This is a genomic window from Streptomyces sp. SJL17-4, from assembly GCF_036826855.1.
In the GTDB taxonomy this organism is placed as follows: domain Bacteria; phylum Actinomycetota; class Actinomycetes; order Streptomycetales; family Streptomycetaceae; genus Streptomyces.
This window is the reverse complement of the sequence record NZ_CP104578.1, coordinates 855,589-867,231: the sequence shown is the minus strand read 5'-3', so window position 1 is coordinate 867,231 and position 11,643 is coordinate 855,589. Positions and strand designations below refer to the sequence as shown.

12 protein-coding genes and 1 pseudogene are annotated in these 11,643 nt (G+C 71.1%); 8 read left to right on the top strand and 5 right to left on the bottom strand.

The window, feature by feature from the left end:
• Positions 1–124: 124 nt before the first annotated feature.
• Positions 125–544, bottom strand: coding sequence for a hypothetical protein (locus N5875_RS03660; RefSeq protein ID WP_338491777.1), 420 nt, complete (start codon positions 542–544; stop codon positions 125–127).
• A 225-nt stretch (positions 545–769) separates the two neighbouring features.
• Between N5875_RS03660 and N5875_RS03655 the strand changes: the two genes are divergently transcribed.
• Together N5875_RS03655 and N5875_RS03650 are read left to right on the top strand one after the other, a co-directional pair.
• Positions 770–1,831, top strand: coding sequence for a helix-turn-helix domain-containing protein (locus N5875_RS03655; RefSeq protein WP_338491776.1), 1,062 nt, complete (start codon positions 770–772; stop codon positions 1,829–1,831).
• An 86-nt stretch (positions 1,832–1,917) separates the two neighbouring features.
• Positions 1,918–2,244: a DUF3040 domain-containing protein gene (locus N5875_RS03650; protein WP_338491774.1), complete on the top strand. Its 327-nt coding sequence runs from the start codon at positions 1,918–1,920 to the stop codon at positions 2,242–2,244.
• Between the two features lie 482 nt (positions 2,245–2,726).
• Here N5875_RS03650 and N5875_RS03645 read toward each other — a convergent pair whose 3' ends face one another.
• The 3 genes from N5875_RS03645 to N5875_RS03635 all read right to left on the bottom strand — a co-directional run bounded on the left by N5875_RS03645 (position 2,727) and on the right by N5875_RS03635 (position 3,555).
• Positions 2,727–2,891, bottom strand: a complete 165-nt coding sequence (locus N5875_RS03645) for a hypothetical protein (protein ID WP_338491773.1) — start codon at positions 2,889–2,891, stop codon at positions 2,727–2,729.
• Positions 2,888–3,184: a hypothetical protein gene (locus tag N5875_RS03640; RefSeq protein WP_338491772.1), complete on the bottom strand. Its 297-nt coding sequence runs from the start codon at positions 3,182–3,184 to the stop codon at positions 2,888–2,890. Before N5875_RS03640 ends, N5875_RS03645 begins: the two co-directional genes overlap by 4 nt.
• Before the next feature lie 74 nt (positions 3,185–3,258).
• On the bottom strand, positions 3,259–3,555 hold the full coding sequence (locus N5875_RS03635) for a TrkA C-terminal domain-containing protein (RefSeq protein WP_338491771.1): 297 nt from the start codon (positions 3,553–3,555) through the stop codon (positions 3,259–3,261).
• Positions 3,556–3,975: 420 nt separating this feature from the next.
• Here N5875_RS03635 and N5875_RS03630 point away from each other — a divergent pair, with 420 nt between their 5' ends.
• The 5 genes and pseudogenes from N5875_RS03630 (at position 3,976) to N5875_RS03610 (ending at position 9,543) form a co-directional block, all read left to right on the top strand.
• Entirely contained in the window at positions 3,976–4,482 is a 507-nt protein-coding gene (locus N5875_RS03630; RefSeq protein WP_338491770.1) for a hypothetical protein, read from the top strand.
• A gap of 59 nt (positions 4,483–4,541) precedes the next feature.
• Entirely contained in the window at positions 4,542–5,972 is a 1,431-nt protein-coding gene (locus tag N5875_RS03625; protein WP_338491768.1) for an SPFH domain-containing protein, read from the top strand.
• A 52-nt stretch (positions 5,973–6,024) separates the two neighbouring features.
• A complete protein-coding gene (locus tag N5875_RS03620) occupies positions 6,025–6,540 on the top strand; it encodes a hypothetical protein (protein ID WP_338491766.1) in 516 nt (171 codons plus the stop codon).
• On the top strand, positions 6,537–7,268 hold the full coding sequence (locus N5875_RS03615; protein ID WP_338491764.1) for a hypothetical protein: 732 nt from the start codon (positions 6,537–6,539) through the stop codon (positions 7,266–7,268). Before N5875_RS03620 ends, N5875_RS03615 begins: the two co-directional genes overlap by 4 nt.
• 386 nt (positions 7,269–7,654) lie before the next feature.
• Positions 7,655–9,543 (top strand): annotated as a pseudogene (locus N5875_RS03610) (NAD-binding protein).
• A 672-nt stretch (positions 9,544–10,215) separates the two neighbouring features.
• On the opposite strand, the gene N5875_RS03605 reads toward N5875_RS03610, so the two are convergent.
• Entirely contained in the window at positions 10,216–10,863 is a 648-nt protein-coding gene (locus N5875_RS03605; RefSeq protein WP_338491763.1) for a peroxiredoxin-like family protein, read from the bottom strand.
• A gap of 136 nt (positions 10,864–10,999) precedes the next feature.
• On the opposite strand from N5875_RS03605, the gene N5875_RS03600 reads away from it, so the two are divergent.
• Entirely contained in the window at positions 11,000–11,596 is a 597-nt protein-coding gene (locus N5875_RS03600) for a TetR/AcrR family transcriptional regulator (protein ID WP_338491762.1), read from the top strand.
• Positions 11,597–11,643 lie beyond the last annotated feature (47 nt).

The window sequence follows — 11,643 nt, the reverse complement described above, 5'->3', positions numbered from 1 at the left end:
AAGGGGAGCCGCAGGCTCAAGCGGCGGCGTTGGGGGGCGAGCGCCGCATCGGCGGCCCGCCCCGACCGCGCTACTGGCGTCGTCGTACGCGCACGGTGGCGCCGTGCTGCCCTGGGACGGCGGATCAGTGCCGTTCGAGCGGGCCCGGCAGGCCGCCGAAGTCCTGTCCGGACGGCCCGGGTTCGTCGGGGAAGAGCTTCGTCAGCGGCGGGACGAGGCGCCGGGTCACCCACCAGGAGGCGACGGCGGCGAGCGCCAGGACAGCGAGCGAGAGCAGGGAGGACAAGGAACGGGCCGGATCGGCACGGTCTAGGAGCACGGATCCGGTGAGGCTAAGAAGCCAGCCGACCACGGTGAACACGGTGGCTGCCACCGAGACGGGCACTGGGCCGAGGCGCAGCGCCTGTGTGTCCACGTCGGAGTCGAAACTGCGGGGCGCGGCGGCACCGCACGGCACTAGGAGCCAGAACACCGCCACGACGACCAGGGCCACGCTGAACAGCAGCGTGGGGAAGGCGCAGACGGTATTCAGGAACTCCCACATGACTCTCCCCCTGAACCATTGCAGTTTCCGTCTCCCGGCATCGGGTCCCGCCTACGCTCTGCCGCTGAACCATCCTGAAGCAGGAGTGCAACCCTTGGCATTGCCGTAACCAGGCAGTCTTTGACGGCTTCTTGATGCCGGTCGCGAACGCCCTTGACCGGCGTGTCAGTCTTGGTCTCCACGTGTCAAGAACGCGTCAGAGGTGTCAGGAAGCCGGGAGGGGTAGTGACGGAGAGGCAGTCGACCGAGGAGTACCTGGACGGGTACGCCGAGATCCTGGCGGGCGTGTGCACGACCCGCCGCACACTCACCCGCGAAGAACGCGAAGCCCTGCGCTCCCGGGGGGAGCGGGCCGCCGAGGCCGGCATCGGGCTGCGGGCCGTCGTCCGCGCCCACCTTTCCGCCGCACAACGGGTTCGCCCCGGCCTGCCGCAGGCCGCCGCCGACCACCTCCTCGCCGCCGTCGAGCAGGCCGTCGACGCCTTCGCCGAAGGCCACGAGAGAGCTCAGCGCGTGGCCATGCGACAGGAAGAGGCCGCCAGGCGTGAGTTCATCGACGACCTGCTCTACGGCCGGAGCGATCTCGGCCGCCTGGCGGAGCGAGCCGAACGCTTCGGACTGCTGCTGTCCCACGCCCACGCCGTGGCCGTCGCCCAGGGTCCGGAACCGTACAGCGATGGCTACGAGGTCACGCGTACCGTCGAGTCCTCGCTCGCCGCCCGCTTCGGCAACCGCCGCATCCTGCTCACCACCAAGGACGGCCGCCTGATCTGCGTCGCGCCGGCTGACGAGCCCGACGTGCTCGCCCACTTCGCCAAGCAGGCACACGCCGCCACCGACGGCGGCCAGGTCGCCGTCGAGCGACCGCACCCGGGCGCCGGCGGCGTCGTCCACTCCTACGAGGAAGCCCTCAACGCCCTCGACCTCGCCGCCCGCATGAACCTCGACGACCCCGTCCTCTACGCCGCCGACCTCCTCGTCTACCCCGTCCTCACCCGCGACCGGCAGGCCATGGCCGACCTCGTACGCACCGTCCTCGGGCCGCTCCAGCAGGCACGCGGCGGCCCGAAGCCCCTCCTCGACACCCTCACCGCGTACTTCGACACCGGCTGCGTCACCGCCCAGGCGGCCCGCAGCCTGGCCCTCAGCGTGCGGGCCATGACGTACCGCCTGGACCGTATCCACCGCCTGACCGGCGCAAACCCCGGCGATCCCGTCCAGCGCTACACCCTCCAGACAGCCGTCATCGGCGCCCGCCTCCTGGACTGGCCCGACCAGCCCCTGTGATCACGGGGCCGGGCGGGCACACTGAGAGAAGAAGGGCAGCACCTAGGCGCCTGTTCGCCGTCTCCGTCGGCACCAGGGCGGTCACCATGAGTTATTCCACCGATGACCAGCGGATTCTCGGCGAGATCGAGCGTCGTCTTACCCGCGACGACCCAGCCCTCGCCACCCTGATCGACTCGCTCAACGAGCAGTTCCCCCACGCGGCGGACGTGCCTTCGGACGCCCGAGCCTCGCGCCGCAAACCCCGCGCCGTGGCGGCGGTCATCCTGACCGTCATCGCCCTGCTGGGGCTGATCCTTACCGCCATGCTGGGCAGTCGGTCGGCCCCGCCGGCGGGAGTGGACGGGGGACCGGCCGCGCTCTCGTCCCTCTCGGCGGTCACAGGAGCACACGAAGGCCACACTCTCCCGTAGTCCGGTACGACGGCTCGCCGGGTGGGGAGGCACCCGCGCTGGACCCTGCGCGCGCGAGCCCGGTCCTCTATGCTCGCTGTCGACCGAAGGAGGCCGTCGCGTGCCGTGGCCCCCAGGAAACGGACCGTACGCAGGACCGTCCGTCCCGCTCCTGATCAGCGGATCCGTGCTGACGTCCGCAGGAACGCTCATGTACTTGGTGCCGCGGTTCCAGTCGCCGCTGTTCGGCTTCGGGGCGCTGGTGCTCGCGTTCACCGTCGCCGCTGCCGTCTCGGCCCGAGGAGGGCGGTGAGATCACACGTCGGCGCGGGCTTCTCGGGCTGGCGGTGTGCAGGGGCATCGGCGTCGTGACCGGGACGGTCCCGCCAGGAAGTCGTAAACGATCACGAGGGCGATGGAGCACCCGACGAGGCCGAGTGCGGTGTAGGAGCATGCCTTCAGTGCGCCCCTCGATGCCTCGGCAAGCCGTGCCACCTCGTCGGTCAGCACGGCCCCGTACAGCGGACACCGGCGGCACCGAGCAGGCGGATTGGGGCGTCGGCCCGGGCGAGGCGGGTCGGCCGCCAGCCCAGCAGGACCGCGATGCTCGGCGCCAGGAGCACTGCCGCGCCACCGATCAGCAGTGTCCAGCTTGCCCAGGTGCTCACGTGAGGGCCTCGGAATTGTCCAGGCCGGAGGTACGCGTCCGGTGGCGACGCAGCTCGAACAGGCTGATCCCCGCGGTGGCCAGGTAGAGGGGGAAGGCGAGCGTCTCGGCGATCACGGTGGTTCCGGTGACCCGGCTGAGGCTGGCCACGAGCGCGATGCACAGCAGCAGCCCGGGCAGCGCCCGTCGCCAGCGGGGCAGGGTCTTGATCCGCCAGACGCGGACGCTGACCACGGTGTTGAACGTGAGGAAGGCGAGTGCCCACACGGCGAGCACGACAAGAGTGAGGGGCATGGACGTGAGCTCCAGGGCAGGCGGAAGACTGTGCCGACCAGACTTCCCGGCTCACCTGTGCCCGATCCTATGCGTCAGGGACGATCTGTGAAGTCCTCCGCCACCCCGGTCTTGCCGGTGCCGACGATGGTGTCGCCCTTCTCGACCACCGTGTCGGCGGTGGCATACGTGAAGTCCTCACCTGGGCGTTTGATGCCGGCGATGGTGACGCCGTACTCGCTGCGGACCCTGGACCGACCCAGGGGCTGGTCGGTGGCGGCCTTAGGGGCGACGGTCTTGACGAGGGCGTAGTCGTCGTCGAAGTCGATGAAGTCGAGCATCCTGTCGGTGGCGAGGTGGGCGATGCGCTTGGCCATTTCATGCTCGGGCATGACGACGTGGTGCATACCGAGGCGGTCGTCATCACCGGCCGGCGCCGCACGGACTGATACGGGCGGCTCACCGGGATCCTGATACATGTGACGTCCGAACCGGCCGTGGTCGTGGCCCATTCGCTCGGCGGCGCGTTCGCCCTCGCCTCCCGATCCGACCTGCTGGCCGGTCGCGTGCTCGTGCCGGCCGCCGGGCTGGTGCGGCTCCTACCGCAGCAGCCTCACTTCCGCGCCGTTGCCGTCCGCCGTCCTGGCGCGCACCCGGAGCTTGCCGCTCATGGTGGTGGCGGGATCGCGCGTGCGCGAGGGCGGCATTAAGAACGCGTAAATACTGCCGGATTCCGGCAGTGAACATCTGCACTGGTCCGTGACACCATCCCCGGCAACGGGAGAAGCAAGGCACGGGGCGAGGTGGCGTACATGGGCTGGTTTCTAGGTCTCGGCACCCTAGGTCTCGTGCTGCTCGTCCTGTCCCTGGTCTTCGACGGGGTATTGGAGGGGGTCCTCGACTCGGTCGGCGGGGGGCTGGACGGGTTTCTGTCGTTGCCGGTGATCGCCGGGTTCGTGTCGGCCCTCGGTTTCACGGGGGCGATCGTGCTCGGCACCACCGGTACGGGGGCGGGGGTCGCCACCGGTGCGGGCGTGGCCGCGGGGGGCGTCGTGGGGTGGGTGACCTGGCGGTTCAGCCGGGCGCTGCTCCGGGACGGCGACGCGCCCGCGCCGCAGGGCGAGGACCTTACCGGCACCTCGGGGACGGTGGTCACCCCGATCCCGGTCGGGGGCTATGGCGAGGTCCTGCTGTATCTGGCTGGGCAGCCGGTGAAGTACGCGGCGAAAGCCGAGGCTCCGGTCGCCCGCGGCACGGAGGTCTGGGTCGAGGCGGTGCTCACGTCCACTTCGGTGGCCGTCCGGCCCGTCCAGCGCTGACCGGCCGGTGCGTTCTTCTCTCTTTCTTCTTCTCAGTTCCCATTGAAAGGGGGCGCTTCATGAGCCCTGTCCTGTTCGCCGTCGTGGGCATCGTCGTCCTCGTCGTGCTCCTCGGTCTCGTCGTCATCACGCGCTACAAGGTCGCCGGGCCCAGCGAGGCGTTCATCATCACCGGGCGGCGCGGCAAGCAGGCCACCGATCCGGCCACGGGGCGGGTGTTCACCGACAACAGCGGCCAGAAGGTCGTGGTCGGCGGCGGTGTCTTCGTCGTGCCGTTCGTGCAGCAGAAGTTCACGCTCGACCTGTCCAGCCGGCACATCCCCGTCGCCGTCCGCGGCGCGGTGACCCTGCGCGGCGTGAAGGCCAACCTGGAGGGCGTCGCGATCGTCAAGGTCGGCGGCACCGAGGACTCCATCCGGGCCGCCGCCCAGCGGTTCCTGATGCAGCAGGACGGCATCGTCGGCTTCACCCAGGAAGTACTGTCCGGCGCGCTGCGCTCGATCGTCGGCCGGATGTCGGTGGAGGACATCATCCGTGACCGCGCCGCGTTCGCGGGTCAGGTCGCGGAGGAGGCCGAGGCCAGCCTGTCGGGGCAGGGCCTGGTCCTGGACGCCTTCCAGATCCAGGACATCACCACAGAGGGCTCGTACCTCGAAGACCTCGGCCGTCCCGAGGCCGCCCGCGCCAAGCAGGAGGCCGACATCGCGGAGGCCGTGGCCCGCCGCGCAGCCGAGCAGGCCCGGCTGAAGGCGGAGGAGGAGATCGCCATCGCGCAGCGGACCCTCTACCTGAAGCAGGCCGAGATCAAGGCGCAGACCGACGAGGCCGCCGCACAGGCGAACGCGGCGGGACCGCTCGCCGAGGCCGACCGCCAGCAGCAGATCCTCACCGAGCAGGAGAAGGTCGCCGAGCGGCAGGCCGCGCTGACCGACCGTCAGCTCGACACCCAGGTCCGCAAGCCCGCCGACGCCGCCCGCTACCAGGCCGAGCAGGAGGCCGAGGCCCGCCGCATCGCCCTGGTCAAGCAGGCCGAGGCCGACGCCCAGCGCTCCCGCCTCACCGGTGAGGGCGAGAAGGCCCACCGCGCGGCCCTCGCCGACGCCGTACGCATCGAGGGCGAGGCCCAGGCCGCCGCCATCGCCGCCAAGGGCTCCGCCGAGGCCGAGGCCATGCAGAAGAAGGCCGACGCGTTCGCCCAGTACGGCGACGCCGCCGTCCTCCAGATGGTGGTCGAGGTCCTGCCCCAGGTCGTCGCCAAGGCCGCCGAACCCCTCGCCGCCGTCGACAAGATGACCATCATCTCCACCGACGGCGCGAGCCAGTTGACCCGCACCGTGACCGACAACGTCGCTCAGGGCATGGAACTTCTCAGCTCCACCACCGGAGTCGACCTGGCTTCTCTCCTCCAGGGCATCACCCAGAAGAAGACGATGGCTGAGCCCGCGCCCGCTCCGGCCGCCTCGGGCACGCCGGTCGAGATCACCGAGTAGAACGCGACGGGAGGGGGACGCGGTGAGAGCCAGAGTCAAGCTTCACGCGGGCATGCAACCGGCTCTCTCCGGGGTGGGATTGCTCGCCGCAGTTCTGGCTGCCGTGCCGCTCCTGCCTCCCTTCGCCGACGAGTGGCTGCTGCTCGGCATCGGGCTCGCCCTGCTGGTGCCCCTGCACCTGGCGACGCTCTTCCGCAGCGTCGCGGTCGAACTGCGCAACAGGGGCTTCGCCCGCAACAAGGCGAACCAGTGGCGGGCGCTGCGTGCCCTGCCCCGCCGCGTCCGCGCACTGCTCGTGGGCGCGGGCCTCGCCGGGGTGTTCCTCGTCACCGGGGTGTTGTGGGACGACTCGGGCCTCGAGCGAGTCGAGTCCGTCCGCGGGTACTACTCCGCGATCGACACCGCCGACCCCGACCGCGGGCGGGTCGCGATCAGCAGAAGTCAGTACGAGGAGTTGCGCAAGGACGATCAGCGGGTCGCGTTCGCGGCGTTCGGTCTCTTCGCGGCGGGTGGTGGCGGCCTGACGATCCTCTTCGGGAACCTGGATTCCTGGGCCGGCGGGTCATGACCGCAGGCCGCCGCCACGGCAAGCCCTACGGCACCCGTCGGCGCCGAGCACAGGACGTACTCGTCGGCCTCGCCGGAGTCATCGCCTTCCTCGCTGGTAGCGCCCTGCTGGTGGCCTGGCTCCCGCACGCCGTTGCGGAGGAGCGAGCTTTCTGCTCGGCGTCCGCGTGTCGGGGGGCGCCGGCCGAGGACTGCCTTTACGCGGACTGGTTCACCGTCGATTCCGTCCATTTGCGGCGCGGCAAGCAACCGGGCGGCTGGGTGCGACTCTCCGGGCACGAAGAGGGTGCCAGCCGGGTGGAGTTCAGCGGGCTCGGAGAGTTCCTGGAGGGTGTGCGTCCGGGCGATCGCGTCGCGGGCACGATCTGGCGTGGTGAGGTCGTGGTGCTGTCGGACGGCGCGGCCGCACAGCGCACCCTTTCCCACCCGGTCGGAGACCCGCTGTCCGCAGCCGGGTCCGGCATCCTGCTCATCATGGGGGGAGGGGTCGGCGCCTACGTCTCGTGGGGACGGCTCCGCTGCGACGAGCGTTCCGCCCGCCCGCTCCGGAGGGCCGTCCTCACCGCCGACGCCTGCACGCTGGCCGTTCTGGGCGCCTACACCTTCGTACTGATGGTGGTCCTGGACGACAGGGACGAAGACCTCGGCACCTTCCTCGCGCTCTGGACTCCGGCGGCGGTGGGAGTCGGTGCTTTCGTGAGTCGCCGGTACCTGCGGCAACGCACCTGACGATGAGCCGCCACTCAGCACCGCGCCACGACGACCACGAGAGAGTAGAGCGAGGGGCTGGCATGTCATTGCGGAACGCCGGGCGCGACTTCCTGGAGAGCCCCGCCGGGATGGGTTTGTACCTCCTGTGGTCGGGCTGGACTGCGGCAAGCAGCGGCACCCCGACCTGGGTGCGGATCGGCTCCGGCGTCCTCGCCGCCGTATGCCTCGTCCTGCTGGTACGAACCCTGATCTCCCGTCATCGCACTCGGCGTGCGAGGCACACCGGGGCGGGAACGACCGACACTTGATCCGCCCGCGTGATCAGGCGGGTCCATCTCGGCACTGGGGGAATCATGATCGCGCTACCGCACCAGGACGCCGGAGTTCCACGGGACGGCGGTCACATGGTGGTCTGCGGCGACGACGGGCTCGCGCACCGGCTCGCCGACGAGCTGCTGGACGTCTACCGCCAGCGGGTCGTTCTCGTCGCTCCCGGTGACCAGGTCGAGGAGCGGGTGGGCGAGCAGCCCGCCGTGCTGTCCCGTGCTGCGAGGCTGCTGCGCCGGTCCGGCGGACCTGCCGTCGAGGACACGCTCGGCGGCGCGCCTCCGCCGCTGCGTGACGTCGTGTCATCCGCGCCGACCGAGGAGACGCTGCTGCGGGCCGGTGTGGACCGGGCCGCGGCCCTCGCCCTGCTCTACGAGGACGACGAGACCAACCTCCGCGCCGCCCTCGCCGCCCGCCGCCTCAGCCCCGGACTGCGGCTCGTGGTCCGCATGTACAACCGCAAGCTCGGACAGCACCTGGAGGAACTCCTCGACCAGGCCGCCCTCGTCGCCGCGCCGGGCATCGACCGCGCCGTGCTCGATGCCTCCACCACCGTCCTGTCGGACGCGGACACCGCGGCCCCCGCGCTCGCCGCCACCGCCGTCGCCGGCACGAGCAAGGTCGTCCAGGCCGACGGCGTACTCCTGCGCGCCGCCGAACGCACCCCGCCCGGACGCGGCGAGGTACCCGACCCCGGCCTGTGCACCCTGGCCCTGCTGTCGTCCACCACCACCGACCCGGCGGGGTCGGAGGGCTCGGAGGGCAGCGGCCCGCAGGGCCCCTCCTCCTGCCCGACGACCGGACGGTGGCGGGCGCGGCCGGTCGAGGGAGCGTGGTCCTGGAGACCGTCCGGTACGCCGGTCCCGCCCTGTCCGCGCGGCGCCTGGCCCGCCGCGGTGCGCCGCTGCGCGAGCTCTTCTCCAGCCGCCTGCGGTGGGCACTCGCCGGCATCGTCGCCTCCGTCCTCGCGCTGACACTCACCACGATGCTGCTCACCGACGCCGACCCCGCGCACGCCGCCTACATCACGCTGCTGGACCTGTTCTCGATCAACGACCCCGCAATCGGCGCGCCAGTCACCCACCAGATCCTCCAACTCCTGTCCGGCCTCGTCGGCCTCGCCCTGCTCCCACTCCTCGTTGCCGGGGCACTGGAGGCACTCGGCACGTTCCGCGCCGCCGGAGCTCTGCGTCGGCCGCCCCGCGGCCTGTCCGGCCACGTCGTCCTCCTCGGCCTCGGCAAGATCGGCACCCGGGTCCTCGCCCGGCTTCGCGAACTCGACATCCCCGTCGTCTGCGTCGAAGAGGACCCCGACGCCCGCGGCATCCCACTCGCCCGCAGCCTCGGCATCCCCGTCGTCCTCGGCGACGTCACAGAGGACGGAGTCCTGGAGGCCGCCAAGATCCACCGGGCGCACGCCCTGCTCGCCCTCACCAGCTCCGACACCACCAACCTGGAGGGCACGCTGTACGCCCGTACGGTCAACCCCGACCTGCGCGTCGCCCTTCGCCTGTACGACGACGACTTCGCCACCGCCGTCTACCGCACCCTGCGCACCGCCCACCCCGAGGCCCTCACCCGCAGCCGCAGCGTCACCCACCTCGCCGCACCCGCGTTCGCCGGGGCGATGATGGGCCGCCAGATCCTCGGTGCCATCCCCGTCGAACGCAAGGTCCTGGTCTTCGCCGCACTTGTCGTTGCCGGCCACCCGCAGTTCGAAGGCCGCACCGTCGCCGATGCCTTCTGCGCCGGCGCCTGGCGCGTCCTCGCCCTCGACACGGCCTCCCCGGCCGCGCGCCGCCCCGACCTCGCCTCCTCACACCATGCAGGCGACGAACCTCAGCTCCTGTGGGACCTGCACCCCGGCTATGTCCTGCGTCCCCAGGACCGCGTGGTCATCGCCGCCACCCGCCGCGGCCTCGCCGAACTCCTGGGCACCTTGCCCCAGCCTCGGCCACTCCGATGACCCCTTGCCCACAGTCCGATCGCACAGTTACGTTCCCCCGGCCGTCCAGGCTTTCCCGGACCGGCTCCGTCGCCCAGGAGGTGTGCTGCACCTGCGGGGCAGCGCCCAGCAGTCGATCTCGTGTACTGACCTTCACCACCTCCCATCGACGAGCAGGTTCCTGAGCGCATCGGCGACGGATTGGTCCGGGCTCTGCAGTGTGCGGTGTTCTGCCGGCTACCCCCTCCACACGCCGGACCACGAGAACGGTAGCGGTGGAGGTGTCTTCCGCCGTTCAGCTGCGACCGAGGTCGGCGCGGGGCGTCCTCGGTGTCTACCCGCCCGCAGGCCGGCCGAGGTCGCACCGACGAGTGCCCCACGCCCGGCCGCAGATGTCGCTGACGCGGGACGCTACGACCAGAAGACGTCGAACACATGCCCCCGCCGTGGGCACCGGGACGACGCGAGGAGCCGCACCACATGAGCCACGCCGGAGACGACTCCGAGCGGACCTGGGGCAGATCGCGGGCTGATCCGGCCCGCCCGCGGTCGGATCACCGTTGTTGACGCCGACCGCCTCCGCGACGAAGCCGGATGGATCCCGATTCCGCGCGGAGGGGTCGTGATCGGAACGCGGAGGACGTTTGTCGCTCATCACGAGCGTCCCGTGTTCCCGCCGATGTGGGGGCGGTGTCAGCTGATCGCTTCGAGGGCCGCGAGGATGTCCGCGGGTTCGGCGCGCTGGGTGTAGTCGCTGGTGACGAAGGCCCAGCGGATCGTGGAGTCGCGGTCGATGACGTAGGTGGCGGGCAGCGGCAGGGTGCGGGGGTGGCCGCCGTTGGCGTGCTGGAGGTCGATGCCGAAGCCGTCGTAGACGGCGGCGAGGTCGTCGGGCAGGTCGAAGGCGAGGCCGTACTGCTTGGCGGTGTCGGAGCCGAGGTCGCTGAGGACGTCGAAGGCGAGTTCGTGCTTCTCTGTGAGCGAGAGGGACTCGTCGGGGATCTGCGGTGAGACGGCCACGAGGCGCGCGCCGCGCGCGGTGATTTCGTCGTGGTGCTGCTGGAGCGAGCGCAGGGCGATGTTGCAGTAGGGGCACCAGGAGCCGCGGTAGAAGGTCAGCACCACGGGCCCGGCGGCGAGCAGTTCGTCGAGGGCGAGGGTCGTGCCGGTCGCGGTCGGCAGCCGGAATCCGGGTGCGGTGGCGCCGACGGACAGGGCGCGCTCGGCCTGTCCGGAGTCGGCGAGTTCCTGGGCGGCGCGGTTCATGATGGCGCGGACGTCGGCAGGGATCTGCTCCTGGCGGCTGTCGTAGAAGGCGCGGAGTTCGGCGTCGAGGCTCATGGCGGGAGGTTTCTCCTCATGTCGCTGTCAGGTTCTTGGAACGATCGTTTCAAGATAGTGGTTCGCGTGCGCTCGAAGTCAACGCGTGGCGCGATATCTTGGAACTCTCGTTTCAAGATGACGGACAGGGAGTGGCATGGCCGACGTCAAGCACTTCGATCAGGACGCCGCCCTGGAGACGGTCGTGCGGCTGTTCTGGCGGCAGGGCGTGGCCTCCACCGGCATCCAGGACATCGTGACCGCGACCGGGCTCAACCGCTCCAGCCTGTACGCCACCTTCGGCGGCAAGCAGCAGCTCTACATGGCCGCACTGGAGCGCTACGTCACCGACCGCTCGCGCCCCACGCTGGGCCGCCTCGCGGAGGACGAGCGCGGCCTGCCCGCCATCACCGACTTCTTCGCCGGGCTGATCGAGACGCGCTGCACCGGGGAGTACGCCGGGTGGGGCTGCATGGTCTCCAACGCGCACACGGGCGCTGAGAACACCGACCCCGAGGTGCGCGCCCTCCTCGACCGGCAGCATCAGCGGCTGCGCGACGCCCTGCACGCGGCACTGCGGACCGCCGAGACCCACGGCCAGCTGGCCCCCGGCACCGATCCGGCCGCCGGAGCCGAGGTCCTGGCGCTGGTCGCGTACGGGGTGAACCTGCGTTCCCGTGCCGGCACGAGCGCGGACGAGCTGGCCCGGACCGTGGGCGCCGCCCTCGATGCCGTCACCGGCCGGTCGTCGTAAGGGAATCGTCACCAGACGTTCCGGGACAGGCGCGTGTCGGGGCGCGT